Here is a 19,364-nt window from a genome sequence, read left to right as displayed (position 1 = left end):
GGGTAGGGGTGCAGGCCCATCCATTGCCCCGGACATCGGCCTAGGCGCCCTGACGGTGCAGAACCCCCACCCTAACCCTCCCCTCAAGGGGGAGGGAATGTCATCGGGGCTCACAAATCGCCTAGTTCTGCGCGCCTTCGTCGAACTTGAGCTCGTCCACCAATTGGGCGGCCAGCGCCCTGTTGGCGGCGACGTCGGTCAACTTCACCTGCGACGCCTTCAATTCGCCCCAGCTGGCGACCAGGTCATTGATCGGCGCGCCTGGGACGACGGGGAATTCGTAATTGGTGTCGGCATAGATCGACTGGGCTTCGTCCGAGAGCAGGAAGGCGATCAGCGCATTGGCGTTTTCGGCATGGGGCGCATGCTTGGCGATGAAGCCGCCGGCCACGTTTACCTGGGTGCCCTCACCCTCGGCGTCGGGATAGATGATGCGGGCGGCATTGGCCCAGTCCTTCTGCTCCGGCTCGGCGTCGTTGTTGAGCATCGCCCCCATGTAATAGGTGTTGACGATGGCCAGGTCGCAAGAACCTTCGAGGATCGACTTGACCTGCACGCGGTCATTGCCAGTGGGCGGGAAGGCGAGATTGTCGCGCAGGCCCGCCAGCCAGGTGCGGGCCTTTTCTTCCCCATTCAGGGCGATGTAATGGGCGATCAGGCCGATATTATAGGCATGGGTGCCGGTGCGCGTGCAGATGCGGCCCTTCCATTCGGGGGCGGTGAGGTCGTCATAGGTCAATGCCGTGGCATCGACGCGATCCTTGGAGACGTAGAACACGCGCGAGCGCAGCGACAGCGCGGTCCAATTGGCATCGTCGTCGCGGAAGGCGGCGGGCACGCGCTCTTCCAGCATCGGGGTGGCGATGGGCTGGGTGATGCCCATTTCCTCGGCGCTCACCAGATTGCCGATGTCCACGGTCAAAACCACGTCGGCCGGCGAGAGTTCGCCCTCGGCTGCGACGCGGTCCAGCAGGCCATCGCCAGCATAGAGCACATTGGCGGCAATGCCGGTTTCGGCGGTGAATTTGTCGAGCAACGGCTGGAGCAGGCTCTGCTCACGATAGCTGTAGATATTGACGTCGCCAGACTGGGCGAAGGCCGGCGCGGCCATGCCGCATACAATCGTGGTGGCCAGAAGGGCGCCGAAAATATTGGCATTCTTGGACATCTGCTTCTCCTGCAGCATCGGGTTTCAAGGGCCCGGTTGACCGGCGCTTCATGCAGCCGGACGCAAGAAAAGTCAATAAACCTAATAAAAACAATTACTTAAAGATTAGATTGGTTCAAAACTACGCGGTGATAGATGTGCAATTTCAAGCTATTAGGTGATCAAGAAAATCCACTTAACATTTGCAGGCCAGCGCCTTTTCTTTTCCGTTTCAGGCTTCGCTGCTATTTCGGGCATCGACCAGGTCGGCCGGGATCTTGAGCGAAAACAACAGCCCTTCATTGCCGGCGGGGTCGACCGACAGCGATACCGCATTGACCGCCAGCAGCGACCGGGTCAGGGCCAGCCCGACGCTGGAGCGGATCGGCGCCAGCGCCTGACCATCCCGGTCCATGCCGTCGCGGAACACCACGAAGCGTTCGGCCATGTCCATCGAATGGGCGGATGAATCGCGCACATGGATGATTATGGCGCCATCATCGAGATGCTGGGCCGAAATGACCACGGCGCTGCCGGTCGGGGTCTGGTCGATAGCGCTGGCGAGCAGGTTCAGGACGGCCTGCGCCAGCGAGGCACGGTCGGCGGTGACGCGGGGCAGGGTCTGGGAAATGGCATTGCGCACGATGACGCGCCGGGCATTGGCCTGGTCGCGGATACGCAGTACGCAGTTTTCGAGCATCTCCGTCAGGTCGAGGCTCGCCCGCTGCGGCAGATAGCGTCCGTCGCGCAAGCGCGCATAATCGTCCAGCTCGTCCACCAAAGCGGCGATCTCGCGTCCGGCGCGGGCAATATCCTGCGCATAGCCTTCATAGCGTTCATTGCCGATGGCGCCAAAAGCCTGCGTGCCGATGAGGTCGGAAAAGCCCACAATGGTGTTGAGCGGCCGCCTGACGCCCCGGCTGATCTGCGCCAGCAGGGCCGGGTCGGCATCGCCGGCGCTGCCTATCCGCAGCGGCGCGGCGCTTTCGCGGGCATGAACCAGAGCAAAATAGCCGCTGACAATGCCGGCCTGTCCCAGCGCGAACAGCAGGATGTCGGCACGCCCGTCGGCGGAGCGCAGCGGCAGGCTGGGCCGCGCCGTCTCGGCAAAACGCGCGGGGCGTTCGAGAAATGCCCTGAGAGCCAGCGTGTCATCCGCATCGACCAGCGCCGAAAGCGGCTTGCCGATCATCGGCTTGCCGCCGCCCAGCAGCGATATTGCCGTGGCGCTGGCGGCGCTGACCGCACCGGAGCGGCTGGTCTGCACAAAGCCGTCGCCGCGCAGATCGGCAAAGGCTTCGGCAAAGGCGCGCACAGCATCTTCGTGGCCGGTGCGCACTTCGGTGGTGCTGGCCGACAGCATCAGCGCCGGCCGCCCTTGCCAGGAAATGGATTGCAGCCGCGCCGTCACCGGCACCAGAGTGCCGTCCCGCTGCACCAGATGATTGACCGGCCCTGCCTCATGGCCGTCGCCATCCATGGCGGGGAAGACCGCTGCCAGGCCCGCCCGGCGCAGGCTTTCGGCAGAATCATGGCCCACCATTTCGGTAATGGCGCGATTGGCGAACAGCACCTGCTGGTCGCGGAACACCAGAATGCCCAGCGGCAGCCGGTTGAGCACCAGCGTCTCGCCGCCCAGATTGATCAGCGCGCCGGGCGCAGCCTGGGGCGCAGGCGGTGGCGGCCCCTCGGCGGGCTGCTGGCTGCGTTCCCCCACCCGGTCTGAGAGAATGCGCGACAATTCATCGAAATTGTAGCGCGATACCCGCTCGACGGTTTCTTCATCGGGCGTGGCATTCGTCATCTCGCCCGGGGGAGCGGTTTCGTCCAGCGATTCGGACGTACCCGGCTCGGCAGGCGACGCCTGGATGCTGTCCCCAGCATCCTTGATGTCCGATGCCGCCGGTGGCAGCGGCGAGAAGCCGCGCCCGGTCACCCGGTAAAGACGCGCGATTTCGCGGCCATCCACCTCATCCTCGGGCAGCGCCTCGTCCATCGGCTGGGACGGCGCCACAGGCGGGGGCATATCGTCGGCCTCGCTCAGCGGCGCGAACAGGGCCTCGTCCGCCGCCAATCTGTCCACCAGCGCGCTGAGCGGGCCGGGTGCGGATTTCGCCTCCGGCTCCTCGAGATCATTGTCGTCCCACGCCGAAACCGGATCGGGCAGGGGCTCGGTCTCTTCAGGCGCCGGGGCCGGCGCGTCCTCGGCTTCCGGTGCGGCAGGCAAATTCGGTGCGGCGGGGCTTTCCGCCTCGGCATCCCGCCAGCGCTGCAGGTCCGGCTGATCGCTGTGGTTATCCTTGGCCTCGGGGAGCGGCGTTTCCGCGTCCCAATTGTCCTGCCAGTCCGACTGCTCCATCTCCGGCGCTGCGTCCAGAATATCGGCGTCGATGGGATCGACGGCCACGATCAGCAGTGCGGTTTCGCCATTACTCCAGGCCAGGGGGGTCGTGGTGCAGGTGCTTGAGGCCGGCTTCTCCCCGGCGCGGAACTGGATACGGGCGAGACTCGATCGGCCCACAATGCCCAGACGGATGATGCGGGCCACCTGTCCCTTGATCGGCATTGCCGGTTCGGCGCGCTTGATGCCGTGCTTCTTGAGGCGGGCCAGGAACAGAAAAGACGCCGGATTGCTCCAGATCAGGCGCTGCCCGTCCCCCGACCACAGCCAGGCCGGGCGTGCGTCATCGGCGTGTCGCAACACCTCTGGCGCGCTCGGCAATGTGGTCCAGGGTTCATTCATCGATAATCTGTTTCCGCTGGCGGCGCTCCACCTGTGCCAGATCGGCACAGATCACGGGGAGTTCCTCAAGTGTTCTTCAATATAGTGACGGGTTCGGCGAATCCAGCCCGACAGCGCCGCCCTGGCGCGCCATTGCCCGGCATGGTTAAGTCCCACAGGGCCAACCGGCCCTTGCCGGCGACCACTTTGCCCCTCATGTCCACAGGGTAAAATCGGTGCTTGTCATGGCGTTCATCTCGACCTATGTTCCGCCCGTTTTCGGGGCCGCCCTGCGCCGCCCCTGACGCTGCTGCCGCCTTAGCTCAGTTGGTTAGAGCGCTAGATTGTGGATCTAGAGGTCCCCCGTTCAATCCGGGGAGGCGGTACCATTTCTTCCCCCCTGAAACTTATTGTGTATTCGATTTCATCCCAGCATGGCATCGTGCTCTGTCCTTGCATGGGTTGCCGCGAGCGGTTGAATTCACCCTAGCGCTCTCTCCGTTGACGGTTGATGAATCGATGAACGCTCGGTCCCCATCGCTTCCAGTGCCAGGAGCGATAAGTCGCTCGAGGTCGCGGAGCGCCGCGGGGAATGCAGGGTGGTCCATAAAGCCGTAAGACCGCCGCATACCAAACTGTCCTTCGATCATCATCCGGCTTGGGCGCATCCCGCGCCGGGTCTTGAGTTCCACCATCCAGGCGTGGGCAATGGCGCGATACAGCGTCTGCGTTGGCGGCGCCTTCTTTGCCTTTTACCGTCGCGAAGCTCCTTTGCGATTTCGGTCTTTTTTCAAGGCCTGGGGCGACGAGAGCTATGATGCGCGGGCATTCGCCTTTCTCTCGCCCACCCAAGACCGGAAAATGCTGGAGAGATCCCTGAAGGCCGTGGGCGTGGACTGTCGTGCGCAGCCCATTGTTCACGCATCGCAGCAAAGCACACGAATTCTGAAGCTCGCGAGCATGGTTAACGAGTTCCAACAGTGTTTCCGGTAGTGCTGAAGGCTCATTGTGATTCGGCGGCCGTCGGATGGGGGACTGATGGCCTTGTTTACGGCCTGAACTTCAGGAGGCTCCGGCGTGAAAAAAGCTGCTTTAGCCGTGGCAATTGTGGTGCTCGCACTTGTTGGGCTGGTGTTTCTGTTGCCCTTTGCGGTCAATTCCGGCGCCCTGAGAACGGCCATCGCCCATCAATTGTCCGAAGCGTCGTCGGCAGAGATCGAGCTTAACGGGCCGATCCACTTTTCAGTGTTCCCTGATTTCGGCATCGTGGTTGAAGACTTTGCCTACCGGGCCGCCGATGGCGCCATTTCGGTCACCGCGGCGCGTTCTGTCGCCTCGGTGGCGCCCCTCACGCTCTTGTCCAGCCAGGTTCGGATCACCGGCATCGAACTGAGAAGCCCGAGGATCGTCCTGGCGGATGGCGTGGATGCAGGTGTTTCAGCGCAACCACAGTCGGTCCCACCAGACGACGACATTTTCGAAGTCATCGCCTCCTATCTCCAACGATTGTCGATCGATCATGTCCTGGTCACCGATGGCGAGGTCGCCAGGATAAGCGGCGAAAACATCGAACAGGTGGCCAGCTCCATTGATCTCAAGCTTTCCGTTCCTGGCATCGCCAAGCCGGCCTCTCTCGTCGCTTCGGCCATGTTCAATGGCAACAGGATGGAAATTGCCGCCGATATCGGGTCATTGCAGGATCTGCTTGCTCGCCATCCAGCCAGCTTTTCCCTCTCCGCCAAAACCAGCAAGCCTCCGCATCCAGCGCTGGCTGATATCAGTGCCGCGGGAAGCATTCAGTTGGCGGGAGATGGCAGCTATCGCATTGCCGGCGGCGAAATTGCCAGCGCCGGCCAGAAGATGTTGCTGGATGCCAGCTATGTGCCCGGTGACAAGCCATCCATCATTGCCCGGATCAAGGCCGGCGCTCTGGCCTATGCAGATTTCGCACCAGGCGAGGCAGCGGATAAGAACGCCGCAGTGCCGGGTGATGCCGCTATGGGCGAGCTGGACCTCTCGGTGCTGCAGGCACTGAATGCGGATGTGGAGCTATACGCCCAGTCCATCGCAGTGGGGGACGCCATTGCCCGCGATGTCGTCATTGCGGCGCAGCTGCAGAACGCCCGGCTCCTCGCTACACTGGACTCCACCGATATTGCTGGCGGCAAGCTTCTCGCCAGTCTGGCCCTTGACGCCAATGCCGTGCCGGCCATCTCGAGCGGCTCGCTCAATCTGACCTCTATCGATATTGCGCACCTCGTTGCACTGGCGGGGCAGGGAGCGCCGCTGACCGGGAGCCTGTCGTCCGAGCTTCAATATGCCTTCAGCGGCATGAACGCGGTGTCGATCCGGAATTCACTCAATCTGCGGGGGAGTGCCTCCATCGCCGGGGGCAGGTTGATTGCGCCGCAACTGGAATCGGTGGCTGGCCCCGGGGCGGGCGTGGTCGACACGCTTGAGGCCCGCGTAACGATCGAAGACATTCGCCAGCCATTGACTGTATCTGGTTCGGCGCGATGGAATGGCGAGCCGGTCAGTTTCACCGCGTCGCTGACGGCGTCCGACCTGCTCTGGGAGCAGCCCAACACTATCGCCGTCAATCTCCAGTCCCAGCCCCTCAATGCCAGCTTTGCGGGCACGCTCACGCCGGCCGGTCAGGTTTCTGGAAAGGCCGATATCTCTGCCCCGTCGCTCAACCGGGTGATGCGCTGGCTGGGCCAAACGATCGATGCGCCGATTGGTCAGTTTGCCTTCATCGGCGGAATTTCGGTCAATGGTGACCAGTTTGCCATGAGTGATGCCGCGATCCGCCTCGACGATATTCGGGCCAACGGCTCGATGTCGGTATCAATGGCTGGCAAGCCTGTGATCAAGGCCGCGCTTTCGGTGGATGAGTTGGACTTCGCCACGCTGGTCGGTGGCGAGAATGCAGAATCGGCGCCGGCGCCATCGGCCCCTTCGGCAATCGACCTTTCCGCATTGCGGCTGTTCAATGCCGACATACAGCTCACCGCCAATCAGCTTGGCTATGGCAAGGTCAAAGCGGGCCCGGTGGCGGCCACGTTGTCGGTTGCCGAGGGCGTTGCCAAGCTCAGCCTCCCGCCGGCTGGATTCTATGACGGTGTCGTCTCGGCCAATGCTACGGCCAATGGCGCCGGCGACGTTGCATCCATCGATCTCGTTGCCGCGCTGGAAAATGTGCAGGCCCTGCCGCTGCTGACGGCGGCCGCGGGCTTCCGGAACATAGAGGGCACGCTCAAGGCCAACATTGAAGTATCCGGCGCCGGTGCCGATAGCCAGGTTTTCGCGCGCTCGCTGCGCGGCCCGGTGGCGCTGGTTTTCAACGATGGCGCCCTGCGCGGCATCGACGTGGCGGGGCTGGTGCGCAATGTGCAGTCGCTGCTCGTCGCCGGTTATAGTCCCGATAGCGAGGCGAAGACTGAATTCACCGAGTTCTCAGTGGCGGCAGATATTCAGGGCGGGGTAGGCACGGTAAGCGATATCCGCCTGCTAGGCCCCTTCGTGCGCATGAGCGGCTCCGGCGATTTCGATATCGCGGCCCAGGCCATAGACATGCGCCTCGACCCCCGCGTGGTTGCTTCGCTGGATGGACAGGGGAGCGATTTCGACGTGTCCGGGCTTGGCATGCCCATTCTGGTGAAAGGCCCGTTGTCTGGTCCGGCCATCTATCCCGACCTGTCGGCGCTTCTCGCCGATCCCAACCGCGCCTTGGCAGCCATATCGCAGTTGGGCATTGGTGTCGGCGGATTGGCCGAAGAGGCTTCCAATGCGCTGGGCGGGTTGGATGGTGTGCTCAATGGGGAACCAGGCACAATGGCAGGGGGCGCCGTTACGGACCTCATCGGGCAATTTGCCGGCGGTCAGGTTCCGGCAGGCACCGACGGGCAATCCTCCGGTGAGTCCCTGTTGAATGGGCTGATCGGGGGCGTGTTGGGGCAGCGACCACCGGCGGAGGACGCTGCGCCGGCCGTCCCGGTTCAGGCGCCGTCTCAGGCTGTGCCCCTCCCCAGGTCAGACCCGCGTGGACCGGTCTTTGCACCAGCACCACTACCCGCACCGCCGACCCAGACGCAGCAGCCGATTGATCTCATTGCTCCGCAGGTTACGCCCGATACTGATGAACGCGGAAATGACCCGCTACGAGGTCTGCTGGATCAATTGGGAATGTAGTGGTGACCACCACTATTTTCTCGTCTGGCAAGGCGTCGATCATGTGGTGCGCAAGGCGGGCAGTACCACGTGATGCCGGGCTCGGCGGCAAGCCAGTTGGAGGCAAAGCTGTAGCATTCGGGGCCGTCCGTCATCAGCGCCCATGGCACCGAATTTGATGTGATCTTTAGACAGAATTCTGGCCGCGTCTGAAAGACGAAAGACCCGGAATGACGACGTGACATTCCGATAGACCCAGCGCAACGATACAAATCTCCATGCGGTTCGACGCCCCCAATGGGGTGGGCCTAGGCAAGCGCATAGCGGGCACTACCCTTCTGGCAGGCGGAGATAGTTCTTGCTGGCCTTGGATTTGCCGGCGTTTATATCGCAACGGTGCCAGGCCACGGCGCCTCGATAGCCCAGGCAGTTGGCCAATTCGGCCTGGCCGATTGCGACATCAAGGGCAATTCAACATCAGCAGTGGCGAGCGCTGGTTTTGCTCGAAGGCTGTGGCTCGAGCGGCAGGCTGTAGGCCTTCGGGGGTCTGAATATTGGCACTGCACCAATGCATATGGTTAACAAAAATCCTGTGATCTATCGGCAACTCACTGAAAATCAAAAGCATTTCAAATTATGCACGACTTGACTCTGCTTTTATTTCAGACGCTCTTTTGATCAGATCAATTTCCAGGGGGGCTATTATGATCCGTACAATTTCAGCGCTTACCGTTGCCGCGCTCACTTCCACGATTAGTGTCCAGGCTGCCGATCTTGTTGTGTTTCAGCCGCAGCCGATTGCAACCTACGCACCGACCTTTAGCTGGACCGGGTTTTATGCCGGTGCCGATGTTGGCCATGGCTGGGGCAAAGCAGATTTCACCGCAGGACCAGGCGCCGCTTCATTTGATGCCAGAGGCATAGTTGGCGGCGTCCACGCCGGCTATAATCATGACTTCGGCGGCTTCGTACTCGGTGCAGAAGCGGATTTCAGCCTCAGCGACGTGCATTTCATTGATACCGCTTTCGGTGTGATTTCTACCGTTCGCCTCGAAAATTACGGCTCCGTTCGTGCTCGTGTTGGTCTGCCGGTTGACCGCTTCCTCCCGTATGTGACTGGCGGCATCGGCTTTGGCACCGGCACTTTCAACATCTTTGCGCCACCTACCGATACAACTGATCGTCAGACCCATTTCGGATGGACAATCGGTGCGGGTGCTGAATATGCGGTCACGGATAACATGATCCTGCGCGCCGAGTATCTCTACACAGACCTGGGCACGAGGAATTATCACGCCAACAATCGGCCCGGCGGTATCGACACCAAGATGAATTTCGGCACACTTCGCGCCGGCGTCAGCTTCAAGTTCTAGGCAGGTTCGAAGCCAGCAGAACTTGGCCCCGGAGATCTAGTGCTTCGGGGCTTTCTTAAAGTTGGGAGCCATATGAATAAGCTTGTTCTGGCGACGGTTGCCTCTGTCCTGCTGGCAACGCCGGCTTACGCACAAACCTGCAATATCAAAGGCAATGTCAGCACACGCGGCGAGCGCATCTACCATGTGCCGGGGCAGAAATATTATGACGAGACGAGCATCCAGTCATCGCATGGTGAACGCTGGTTTTGCACAGAAGCCGAGGCTCGAGCGGCAGGGTGGCGCAGATCGAAGGTTTAGGCCCTTGGAACTGCTACCCCGCGCAGCATCGCTGCGGGAGACAGCCGACCGCATTTTTGTCGCCATCGCTCCCATCGTGAGGGCGTTTGAAAGCGCCGAAGCCCCGCCCGCACCATAAGCGCGATTGAATTCATGCTTCGAGGTCGATCACCGCAATGAAAGCCTGCGCCGGAAAGTGACTGCTCAACTCCTACAGTTCCGAAGTTGCTGCTGAAGCAGAAAGAACAGAAACGGCAAGACGAAGACGAAACATGGAGCTGCAACGAGAGCGCGGGCCTCTGGCGGGTAGGACGTTCGATGTGGCCATGACCATCATGCGTAGCCCGAATTACTGACCGGGGCAGGGGCGGTCAACCTGGGCAGCGGGCCGGTGCCGTTCGCCCTAGCCATATTCATTGTTTAGATCGTTTGCGCGTTCATCGCGTGGATCGTCAATAAGACGCTGGCGCGGCCAAGGTCGATTCTTGCTCCCCTTGGTTCATTGCCGGTCAGCAAAAACGCCGGCCAGCAATTCATGTGAGCGGCAGCGGGCGTGGTGGTCCGTGATCAGGTCCTGGATCATCAGCTCGTCCGGCTGGGTTTCCTCGATCATTCGGCCGATCATAGATGCCACGCGCGCCGGGTCGCCAATTACGAAGCGGGGCCAGGCACCATCTTCAGCACGGATAACGCCGCCGAAATGGGCAATCGCTTCGTCGGGAGTAGCGAGACGCTGAGCAAATTTGCCTTCCGACAATTGCGCATACATATGCCGCACGGGCATGGCCTGGCGCTCGGCTTCCGCGATGGTGTCGGCGCATACGACATGGATGGCCAACATGGTGTGCGGCCGCTCGAGGCCAACCAGAGCCGAGGGTTGAAATCGCTGGCGGTAATTGCGAATGGCAGAGGCCGCGCCATCCGGCGAGATAAAGCCGGCAAACACATAGGCCAGGCCAAGCTGGGCTGCCAAAAGCGGGCTGGACTGGCTGGACCCCAGCAGCAACGGCTCCGGCGCGCCCGGTACGTCGGGCGCAATCGCCACCTTGGCGAAGGGGTGGTCGGCCGGCATGGCGTTTTTGATCCACGACAACAGCTCGAACACCTGCTCGGGGTAGTCGTCCGCCCGCTTGCCGTCGCGATGGCGCATCAGTGCCACGTCGGCCACCGGCCCGGCAAAGGCCCGGCCGATACCCAGATCAATGCGACCCGGATAGAGCGCGTGCAATGTCCTGAATTGCTCCGCCACCTTAAGCGGGCTGTAGTGGTTTAGCAGCACCGCGCCAGAACCGATGCGGATCCTGCTGGTCTGCGCCGCCAGATGCGCAATCAAGATCTCCGGCGCCTGCGAGGCCGTGGAGGCCGATCCGTGATGCTCTGCCACCCAGTAGCGCTTGAAGCCAAGGACCTCGGCGCGCTGCGCCAGCTCAACCGCATTGGCAAATGCCCGCGATTGATCACCGTCGACCGGAGTCGGGCAGACATCGACAATTGAAATTTCCATATGGACGAGGCTCCTGCGTCAGTTGCCGAATGTAGGGGTTGGCTTTGCGCATGGCCAACGGACCGGCTGCGACCTATCGCCCTTATTTCACAAAGCGCAGCGTTGCGCGCCCGCTCGTCAGGTCGGTTACCAGCTGAGCCACTGCGTCCGCATCGCTACGTGGAACCAACAAAGACCATTCGGCGCCAATGTCGTTGAACGCGGAGCTCTGCATCTGTACGCCAGATTGTGCGCTAAGTCGCGCCTGCAGCAGTGCCAAGTCACCAAATACGCACGTCACCACCGCGGGTATGGTGTCGATCAACGGGGTCTTGTCGGCATCGCGCAGGCACAAGGCGGCGGTGCCACCATAGGCTCGGATGAGACCGCCGCTGCCGAGCAGCACACCACCAAACCAGCGTGTGACCACGACGGCGACGCGATCCAGCGCCTGACCGTCAATGGCCTGCAAAATGGGCTTGCCTGCGGTGCCGCTGGGTTCGCCATCATCGTTGAAACGGTAGCTTTGCCCGATCCGCCACGCCCAGCAATTGTGATTGGCCGCTGGATCGGCATGGGCCGCTACAAACGCCTTGGCTGCGTCGTCATTGTCGACGGCCCCGGCGATGGCAATGAACCGACTTTTCTTGATCTCCTGCTGGGCAGTGGCCGTGGCGGCCAGGGCATAAAGAGTGCTCATGTCGCCATATAGCAGGACGGGGAGGCTACCTGTCGACCCTAGCAGAGACCGGCGGCGCGTGGTTGGTGGGGTCCGGCGTCCGCGCCCATGGCACAGAATTTGGTTTGGGCGTTAGGCAGAATTCTGGTCTCGTCTGAAAGACGAAAGACCCACAATGATGACGAAAACCTCGAAGATGAAGAAGCCCGCCGAGCAGGTGGTCAACGATATCCGCCGGGCGACTCCGCAGCACTGTTTTCATCGTGCCAGCCGCAGCGCGGTCAGTTCATTGGCGATGGAAGTGAACACGTCCTTGAGTTCGCTGGCTGTTGCGGCAAATCGGGCGCGCGCCGGAGAGGATGCGCAATTGGTGAGCATGTTCTGATTGGCCACGACGTCCAGTGCCGCCTGTGCTGAATTATCCGCTGGAATATGCGTTGAAAGCCCGATCGTGTAGATGTCGATACCGGGCAAGTCCTGTCCACCGACATGCTTGTTGGCCTTTGCATTGGCGCAGACCTGCAAAGTACGTGCGTTCATCTCGGTTTCCAGGCTTACGTCGGAGGCGCCGGCGGCTCCGGTATTGGACGGCGATTGCAGCTTGCCCAGGCGCTCGATCGTGCCGCCGCTGGTGGACGCCGCCTTGTTGTTCATTGAATTGTACGGGAATCCATAGGCCGAATTGTACGAGGAACCGTTCATCCCCGAATCGGCATAGGCCGTATTGGCGCCGTCCGTCATGATGATCATGACCTTGTTGACGTCCGGATTATAGGCGGCACCTTGCGAAAAGGGTTCGCCGGGAGACAGGACACGGTAGCCCCATGCAGCGCCCTCGTGAATATTGGTGCCGCCCTCTGCCGTCATCGCGCCGATGGCATTGATAATCTGAGTGACATTGTTCGTCAGCGGCAGAATGGCCGTGCGTGTGCATTGCGAATTGGGGCCCAGCGAGAAACTCGAGGAAATGTTGCCGCCATAATATTTGCAGACCCGCTCCTGGAGTTCGCGGGCCGACAGGCCGGTTGGAATGTAGGTGTTGCAATAGCCCTCACGCCTTTGCTGCGTATTGGATTCGTTCGTCCAGTCCGTGGTGTAGGTCGGCGTGATGCGGCACGAACAGCTATCCGGCACCCGGCCGTAAAATGCGTTTGGATAGAGCGCGTTGCTCACAAAGTTGACGGGCGAATTGCTGGCGGGCGTGCCCGATCTAAAGGTCGCCGAGCCCCAGCTCGAACTGGTGTTTCGCCGTGTTCGCTGCTCGACGATATTGCAGCGCGTCGCCCCCACTGCGGGTCGGTCGCAAACTGCCGGACTGTCATTGGCGATGAAATTATTGCCTGAGGGACTGTCCGGCGAGAACATCGGCACGAACAAGGTGTCGCCGCCGATAGCGGGGGTGTCGTCGGTGTCCAGATATTCGGTTGCCGTCGTGCCCGACTTGCTATGGGGCCGCGCCTCGACGCAACCGCGCCAGGGTTCTCCGGTTGCCGCGAACAGGGTTTGGCGGGTCGGGAAGGAATAGGCCGGCGCGTTCATGCTGAGCACCAACCGGTCCTCGTCGTCGTCATTGTCGAAATTGTCGAAATGGATGGAAGATGCGCCGGTGCGATCGATCCAGGACGCATTGGCATTGCCGGAGCCGACATTGACGAACATGGTGAAGGGAACCAGAGCGACCCGCACATTGTCCACCAGTTCGGCTCCGTTCGCGGGTACGCAGGTGTCGCTTTTGCTTGGATCGCCAGCCCGCGGGACGTCGACCACCGCGTCATACATCAGGATATAGGCTGCGCATTTGGCGGCATCCAGCAGCGCCTGCATGCGACCGGAATTGGCCATGGAGCCGGAATTGTCCAGCACCATCACCACTTCCAGTGCCAGCTTCTTGCGCATGGCTTCCGATTCCACGCGCGCGCCCAGCGACGTCACCCCCACCAGCGCCACAAAGATGGTGGGCATGGAGACCTGCGCCCGTAGATAGAGCGATCCGTCGTCGATGGAGCGGGTAACCTGTTCGACACTGGCGGTGATGCGGTCATCGCCGATGCGCTCGATCATCAGCGCTTCGGCAAGCTGGCGCACATTCTCGTCGCTATAGCCAGCCTTGAAGATCTCCGGTTGCAAGGCGAGTGCGGCGGCGTCCAGCGCGGTCTGGGCGCGCGAGCGGGTCTGCTCCAGCGTCACATAATCCACCACTGCGCCGCCCAGCGCCACCAGGACGATTGCCATGATGCCGAATATGACGGCGAAAACACCGCTTTCGTCCCGGCCGAAACGGCCGGCCAGCCGCAGAAATCCAGACATCGCCCTGTCCCCGTCTTCGACCCGTTCCGGTCCTTAGATTACAACCACGCGGGTATTGACCGGCACGCGCCCGTAAAGGTCGATCACATCCTCATTGGTCATGCGAATGCAGCCTGAGGAGACGTTCTGGCCAATCGACCAGGGCTCGTTGGTGCCGTGAATGCGATAAAGCGTGGAGCCAAGATAGAGCGCCCTGGCGCCCAGCGGATTGTTGGGGCCACCCTCCATATGGGCCGGCAGGCCCGGCTGGCGCTGGCGCATCTCGGCCGGGGGCGTCCAGCCCGGCCATTCGGCCTTGCGCGTGACCCGGTGCGTGCCGCGCCATTCGAAACCGCTGCGCGCAACGCCGATGCCATAGCGCAACGCCTTGCCGTCCCCCAGCACCAGATAGAGGAAATGCGCACTGCTATCGACCACGATCGTGCCGCGCGCTTCGCCGGTGGAGTAGGGGACCACTTGCCGGAGATAGATCGGCGAGACATGGGCATTGCCCTGTAGCGCCAGCGCGTGCCTCGGCTTGGAACTGGTTACGATGATGCCGGGCGGCGGCGCGAAGCGCCATCCCGGCCGGAAGCTGTCGGCCTGAACCGGCGCGGCGATCAACAGGGTCGAGATGGCCAGCACAGCGGTGGCGAACGGTCCCGAGAGGCGAAAGGTCATGGCCTGCATTCCCAAAATGCTTTGGCCCCATTGTGCCGCCCAAGCGCAAAAGAGAGGTCAAGCCGCGTGGTTAATGTCGCCTGCATGGACGCGGTTAACAAAAGGCTTTCCGAGGCCCGCCATGCCTGTTGACCCTGTTGCCTTGGCACAACAGTCCGACGCGACTTGCGACACGCTGCCGCACCACGTCTTGCGGCTCGCGAAGGCGTGAGCTAACCAATTCGACGTTCGCAATGCCATCCGAGGGAGGCGTCTCAATGAATTTTGTATCGACCCGCCGCTCGGAGTCACTTTGCCATCATTTCGGTCGCGCATAGGCCCGATCCGTCGATGAGCTTTCGGCCCGTCCGGGCCCGGCGAACTTTCTACCAAAAATCGTGAATCGCTGATTCCGGCCCGTTCTGCGTCCGGATTGCGCCTTTCGCTTTCATCATCATCAGAGGCCGGCGGCTGAATGTCCGTCGGAACGATAAATGTCTTCGAACGTGCTCGAAGGACGCAGTCTCGCTCTGCGTCTCGAATATTCCGTTGCCGACGCTGTGCGCCAGCGCGGTATCACTTCCGTCCTGGGCGAAGCGTTGGGCGCCTGGTGGGCGCAGCGCCCGTCCCATTATTCGGATGTGCCCGACCATCTGCGGGCCGATCTCGGCCTGCCGCCGGCAGACCGCCGCGATTGTCTTGGCATCGGCCTCGACACATTCCGGCTGCATCCGCCCAATTGGAGACCATATTGAAAATCAAAGGCGGCCGGGCACCCCCCGGCCGCCATCTCACCCCCCAAGTGCAGTTGTCTCGATTGGGCCAATCGTCTAGGAACGGCTCGACTTTCCGCTAGGTTCGCACATGTCCGAAAAGACCAAGCTCATCACGCCCCGCCTGCCGCGCGGCTTCGAAGACCGTACGCCCGGCGAAATCGCCGCCATTGGCGCCATGATCGACAAGATCAGGAAAGTCTATGAGCGCTATGGTTTCGACCCGGTCGAAACTCCGCTGTTTGAATATACCGAAACGCTCGGCAAGTTCCTGCCCGATACCGACCGGCCCAATGCCGGCGTGTTCTCGCTGCAGGACGACGACGAGCAATGGATGAGCCTGCGCTACGATCTGACGGCGCCGCTCGCCCGCTACTTCGCCGAAAACTTCGAAACCCTGCCAAAGCCCTATCGCTCCTATCGGCAGGGCTATGTGTTCCGCAACGAAAAGCCCGGCCCCGGCCGCTTCCGCCAGTTCATGCAATTCGACGCCGATACGGTCGGCGCCGGCGGGCCCGAAGCCGATGCCGAAATGTGCATGATGATGGCCGATGTCATGGATGCGCTGGGGCTGGCCGGCCAATATGTGGTCCGCGTCAATAACCGCAAGGTTCTGGACGGCGTACTGGACGCTATTGGACTGGCAAACGATTCTACTCGTCGCCTAGTTGTGATGCGCGCGATCGACAAGTTGGACCGCTTGGGGGCAGAGGGTGTAAGACTTCTTTTGGGTGCGGGCCGAAGAGATGACAGTGGCGACTTTACAGACGGTGCAGGTCTAGACTCGGAACAGGTCGATTTCGTCCTTGGGGTTTTGCATTCCAGCATAGCGGGTGAACTAGCGGCCCAAAGGATCGGAACCTTTGAAGGCGCTATGGCGCTGATGCCGAACGCCCACTACCCAGTCAATGACTACATCAACAGAGTGAGCCCGTCCTTCACCGAAGGAATCGCTGAACTCAGTCGAATGAGAAGCCTGTTCCTTTCTAGCGGCTACGGTCCCGACCGCATAAAGATCGACCCCTCCGTGGTGCGCGGCCTCGAATATTATACCGGCCCGGTCTTCGAGATCGAACTGACCTTCAAGGTGCAGAACGAAAAGGGCCAGGACGTAGTGTTCGGCTCGGTCGGCGGCGGTGGTCGCTATGACGGCCTCGTCTCCCGTTTCCGCCGCGAGCCGGTGCCGGCGACCGGCTTTTCCATAGGCGTCTCCCGCCTTGCCAATGCGCTGAAACTCACCGGCAATCTCGGCGCCACCGAGCCTGCCGGTCCGGTCGTGGTCCTCGTCATGGACAAGGATCAGACCGCCAGCTACCAGGCTATGGTCTCGCAATTGCGCCAGGCCGGCATCCGCGCCGAAATGTTCCTTGGCAATACCAAGAATTTCGGCAAGCAGGTCGCCTATGCCGACAAGCGCAATTCGCCCATCGTCATCATCGAGGGCAGCCAGGAGCGCGAGCAGGGCATCCTGCAGGTGAAAGACCTGATCGCCGGCAAGCAGGCGGCCCAGGCCATCACCGACAATGCCGAATGGAAGGCTGCGCGCCCCGGCCAGTTCGAGATCAGGCGCGAAGACCTGGTTGCGGCGGTGCAGAAATTGCTGAGCGAGCAGGGTTAAGGTTCATGCGCCGCAGTGGTCACAAAACCGATGTCACCCCGGCGAAGGCCGGGGCCCATCATGAGATGATGCAATTGAGCGAAATCTCAAGATGGATCCCGGCCTTCGCCGGGATGACGCCGAGTTTGTTGGAGGCCATGCTGCCATGACCAATCCCGCATACCGTCGCGCCCGGCTTGAATCCCTTGTTGAAGCGCAGGGCGGCTGCCGCGCCACCCCGCCGCTGCTGCTCAAGGCCGATTCCTATTTCGACCTGGCGGGCGAGGAATTCGGCCGCCGCCTGCTGCTGACCAGCGATGTCACCGGCGCCGAATATTGCCTGCGCCCCGATTTCACCCTGCCCATCGTCACCGATTACATCGCGCAGGGGGCGGGAGAGCCGGCGGCCTTTTCCTATCTCGGCCCCATTTTCCGCCAGCGCGAGACCGGCCCCGCCGAATTCGACCAGGCCGGGATCGAGCTTCTGGCCCAGCCCGATGGCGATATCGCGCTCGATCAGGTGCTGACCTTCGCCCGCGCGGCGCTCTCGCTCTATGGCATCGTTCCCCAGGTTCACCTCGGGGGCGTGGGCCTGTTCGAGGCCTTGTTGGCGCAGGCCGACATGCCCGATGCCTGGCGCAGCCGCATCCGCCACCGTTTCGGCCATCCCGAGGCCATGGATCGCCTGTTGAGCCGGCTGGAACAGGCCCCCGACCTGCCGCGACGCGAACAGCCCGGTCGCGACGATTTGGTCGAGGACATCACTGCGCGCATGGTGTCTGCGGGTCTTAGCCTTTCGGATGGCCGCTCGCCCGCCGAGATCGCCGACCGCTTCCTCGAACAGCAGGCGCTGGACGCCGCGCAGGTGCCCGCCGCGACGCTGCGCCTCTTGCGCGAATATCTGGCCATCAAGGGAGATGCGCTTGCTGCTTTGCGCCAGATCGAAGACCTCGGCGAGCGCAATCGCCTGTTCCTTGGCGCGCCGATCCGCGCCATTCGCCGTCATCTCGACGGTCTGGGCGAGGCCCGCGTCAGCTTCGACGCCAGCTTCTCGCCGCGCCTCGATTATTATACCGGCATCGTCTTCGAAATGCGCGGGCAGGGCGGCACGATCCTGGTCTCGGGCGGCCAATATGACCGCCTGCTGGAGCGACTAGGTGCCAAGGCCCCCATCGCCGCCTCCGGCTGCGCCCTCTGGGTCGATCGCCTCGAAGCGGAGTGGCCCAAATGACCATCACCCTCGCCGTTCCGTCCAAGGGCCGCCTTGAAGAGCTGACGCGCGACTGGTTTGCCCAGCGTGGCCTGACCATTACCCGTCCGGGCGGCGCGCGCTCCTATCTCGGCGCGGTCGAAGGCGTGCCCGATATTACGGTGCGGTTCTATCCCGCCTCCGAAATCGCCCGCGAGCTTATTCGCGGCAATATCGATCTGGGCGTCACTGGTCGCGACCTCATTCACGAGACCAGCGAGGCCGGTCCCGCCGCCGTCGATTTCGCCCGCAATCTCGGTTTTGGCCAGGCTGATGTCGTGGTTGCCGTGCCCGAAGCCTGGATCGACGTCACCCATATGCACGATCTGGCCGATGTAGCGTCCGATTTCCGCGTCCGCCATGGCCGCTGGCTGCGCATCGCCACCAAATATGTCACCATTACCCGCCAGCATTTCGCCCGTGCCGGCATCGCCGAGTACCGGATTGTGGAAAGCCTCGGGGCCACTGAAGCCGCGCCGGCCTCCGGCGTCGCCGACATCGTGGTGGACATCACCTCCACCGGCTCGACCCTCGCTGCCAATGGCCTGCGGGTGCTCGATGACGGGGTGATGCTGCAAAGCGAGGCCAATCTCATCGTCTCGAAAACTGCCGATTGGTCGCCGGAGCGCCAGGCCATGCTCGATGCCTTGCTGGCCCGTCTGCCATGAGCGAACTGGAACTCGCCTTTGCCGGTCTCCTCACCCTGCTCGGCGCCGGCGCCATCCTCTATGCCGGCATTGCAAGGCCTAAGGCTGGACGAGCCGAGGATGCCGCCCCGGTCATGGACGGAGTGCCGACCGGCGTGGATCGGCCCGCTTCACCTCCTGGCGACAACGGTGGCGCTGCCTGAGCCAGCGCAACGGCATTGCCCAATGCCCCGAAATCACGGCACAAGACATGCGCCCTGCTTGCCCCACTATGAGAAGCGCCGCATGAACACCGTCTC

General features: G+C 62.1%; 15 protein-coding genes and 1 tRNA gene. 10 read left to right on the top strand and 6 right to left on the bottom strand.

Annotation, left to right across the window (positions count from 1 at the left end):
• Positions 1-121: 121 nt before the first annotated feature.
• Positions 122-1,168: an extracellular solute-binding protein gene (locus H0482_RS12785; RefSeq protein WP_193730443.1), complete on the bottom strand. Its 1,047-nt coding sequence runs from the start codon at positions 1,166-1,168 to the stop codon at positions 122-124.
• A 211-nt stretch (positions 1,169-1,379) separates the two neighbouring features.
• Positions 1,380-3,890 carry a sensor histidine kinase gene (locus tag H0482_RS12780; protein ID WP_193730442.1) on the bottom strand — a complete coding sequence of 837 codons (2,511 nt, stop codon included), beginning with the start codon at positions 3,888-3,890 and terminating at the stop codon, positions 1,380-1,382.
• Between the two features lie 291 nt (positions 3,891-4,181).
• Here H0482_RS12780 and H0482_RS12775 point away from each other — a divergent pair.
• The 5 genes from H0482_RS12775 (at position 4,182) to H0482_RS12755 (ending at position 9,712) form a co-directional block, all read left to right on the top strand.
• Positions 4,182-4,258: transfer RNA gene (locus tag H0482_RS12775), tRNA-His, on the top strand.
• A gap of 319 nt (positions 4,259-4,577) precedes the next feature.
• Positions 4,578-4,862 (top strand): hypothetical protein, encoded by a 285-nt coding sequence (locus tag H0482_RS12770; protein ID WP_193730441.1) that lies wholly within the window; start codon positions 4,578-4,580, stop codon positions 4,860-4,862.
• Positions 4,863-4,946: 84 nt separating this feature from the next.
• Positions 4,947-8,060 carry an AsmA family protein gene (locus H0482_RS16930; protein WP_193730440.1) on the top strand — a complete coding sequence of 1,038 codons (3,114 nt, stop codon included), beginning with the start codon at positions 4,947-4,949 and terminating at the stop codon, positions 8,058-8,060.
• A gap of 683 nt (positions 8,061-8,743) precedes the next feature.
• Positions 8,744-9,412, top strand: a complete 669-nt coding sequence (locus H0482_RS12760) for an outer membrane protein (protein ID WP_193730439.1) — start codon at positions 8,744-8,746, stop codon at positions 9,410-9,412.
• 72 nt (positions 9,413-9,484) lie between these two features.
• Positions 9,485-9,712 (top strand): sunset domain-containing protein, encoded by a 228-nt coding sequence (locus H0482_RS12755; protein WP_230989619.1) that lies wholly within the window; start codon positions 9,485-9,487, stop codon positions 9,710-9,712.
• Between the two features lie 478 nt (positions 9,713-10,190).
• On the opposite strand, the gene H0482_RS12750 is transcribed toward H0482_RS12755, so the two are convergent.
• From H0482_RS12750 to H0482_RS12735, 4 genes are all read right to left on the bottom strand, one after another.
• A complete protein-coding gene (locus H0482_RS12750; RefSeq protein ID WP_193730438.1) occupies positions 10,191-11,195 on the bottom strand; it encodes an LLM class flavin-dependent oxidoreductase in 1,005 nt (334 codons plus the stop codon).
• Between the two features lie 82 nt (positions 11,196-11,277).
• Positions 11,278-11,874: an IMPACT family protein gene (locus H0482_RS12745; protein ID WP_193730437.1), complete on the bottom strand. Its 597-nt coding sequence runs from the start codon at positions 11,872-11,874 to the stop codon at positions 11,278-11,280.
• A 237-nt stretch (positions 11,875-12,111) separates the two neighbouring features.
• Positions 12,112-14,160: a TadE/TadG family type IV pilus assembly protein gene (locus H0482_RS12740; protein ID WP_193730436.1), complete on the bottom strand. Its 2,049-nt coding sequence runs from the start codon at positions 14,158-14,160 to the stop codon at positions 12,112-12,114.
• 33 nt (positions 14,161-14,193) lie between these two features.
• Entirely contained in the window at positions 14,194-14,820 is a 627-nt protein-coding gene (locus H0482_RS12735) for a L,D-transpeptidase (RefSeq protein WP_230989618.1), read from the bottom strand.
• Positions 14,821-15,293: 473 nt separating this feature from the next.
• Here H0482_RS12735 and H0482_RS12730 point away from each other — a divergent pair, with 473 nt between their 5' ends.
• From H0482_RS12730 to H0482_RS12710, 5 genes are all read left to right on the top strand, one after another.
• Positions 15,294-15,554 (top strand): hypothetical protein, encoded by a 261-nt coding sequence (locus H0482_RS12730; protein WP_193730434.1) that lies wholly within the window; start codon positions 15,294-15,296, stop codon positions 15,552-15,554.
• A gap of 109 nt (positions 15,555-15,663) precedes the next feature.
• A complete protein-coding gene (gene hisS / locus H0482_RS12725; protein ID WP_193730433.1) occupies positions 15,664-17,190 on the top strand; it encodes a histidine--tRNA ligase in 1,527 nt (508 codons plus the stop codon).
• Positions 17,191-17,335: 145 nt separating this feature from the next.
• Positions 17,336-18,400, top strand: a complete 1,065-nt coding sequence (locus tag H0482_RS12720) for an ATP phosphoribosyltransferase regulatory subunit (protein WP_193730432.1) — start codon at positions 17,336-17,338, stop codon at positions 18,398-18,400.
• Entirely contained in the window at positions 18,397-19,086 is a 690-nt protein-coding gene (gene hisG, locus H0482_RS12715; RefSeq protein ID WP_193730431.1) for an ATP phosphoribosyltransferase, read from the top strand. The genes H0482_RS12720 and hisG overlap by 4 nt, the downstream gene beginning before the upstream one ends.
• Positions 19,083-19,268, top strand: coding sequence for a hypothetical protein (locus H0482_RS12710; protein ID WP_193730430.1), 186 nt, complete (start codon positions 19,083-19,085; stop codon positions 19,266-19,268). Before hisG ends, H0482_RS12710 begins: the two co-directional genes overlap by 4 nt.
• The last annotated feature ends 96 nt before the right edge of the window (positions 19,269-19,364 follow it).

Source organism: Devosia faecipullorum, from assembly GCF_015158295.1.
GTDB lineage: Bacteria > Pseudomonadota > Alphaproteobacteria > Rhizobiales > Devosiaceae > Devosia > Devosia faecipullorum.
The sequence above is the reverse complement of the archived record's forward strand: the minus strand, read 5'-3'. Positions and strand labels throughout refer to the sequence as shown.

Coding starts and splice junctions, on each gene's coding strand:
- H0482_RS12785 (WP_193730443.1), bottom strand. CDS start 1,168: ATGTCCAAGAATGCCAATATTTTCGGCGCCCTTCTGGCCACCACGATT.
- H0482_RS12780 (WP_193730442.1), bottom strand. CDS start 3,890: ATGAATGAACCCTGGACCACATTGCCGAGCGCGCCAGAGGTGTTGCGA.
- H0482_RS12770 (WP_193730441.1), top strand. CDS start 4,578: ATGGCGCGATACAGCGTCTGCGTTGGCGGCGCCTTCTTTGCCTTTTAC.
- H0482_RS12760 (WP_193730439.1), top strand. CDS start 8,744: ATGATCCGTACAATTTCAGCGCTTACCGTTGCCGCGCTCACTTCCACG.
- H0482_RS12755 (WP_230989619.1), top strand. CDS start 9,485: ATGAATAAGCTTGTTCTGGCGACGGTTGCCTCTGTCCTGCTGGCAACG.
- H0482_RS12750 (WP_193730438.1), bottom strand. CDS start 11,195: ATGGAAATTTCAATTGTCGATGTCTGCCCGACTCCGGTCGACGGTGAT.
- H0482_RS12745 (WP_193730437.1), bottom strand. CDS start 11,874: ATGAGCACTCTTTATGCCCTGGCCGCCACGGCCACTGCCCAGCAGGAG.
- H0482_RS12740 (WP_193730436.1), bottom strand. CDS start 14,160: ATGTCTGGATTTCTGCGGCTGGCCGGCCGTTTCGGCCGGGACGAAAGC.
- H0482_RS12735 (WP_230989618.1), bottom strand. CDS start 14,820: ATGACCTTTCGCCTCTCGGGACCGTTCGCCACCGCTGTGCTGGCCATC.
- H0482_RS12730 (WP_193730434.1), top strand. CDS start 15,294: ATGTCTTCGAACGTGCTCGAAGGACGCAGTCTCGCTCTGCGTCTCGAA.
- hisS (WP_193730433.1), top strand. CDS start 15,664: ATGTCCGAAAAGACCAAGCTCATCACGCCCCGCCTGCCGCGCGGCTTC.
- H0482_RS12720 (WP_193730432.1), top strand. CDS start 17,336: ATGACCAATCCCGCATACCGTCGCGCCCGGCTTGAATCCCTTGTTGAA.
- hisG (WP_193730431.1), top strand. CDS start 18,397: ATGACCATCACCCTCGCCGTTCCGTCCAAGGGCCGCCTTGAAGAGCTG.
- H0482_RS12710 (WP_193730430.1), top strand. CDS start 19,083: ATGAGCGAACTGGAACTCGCCTTTGCCGGTCTCCTCACCCTGCTCGGC.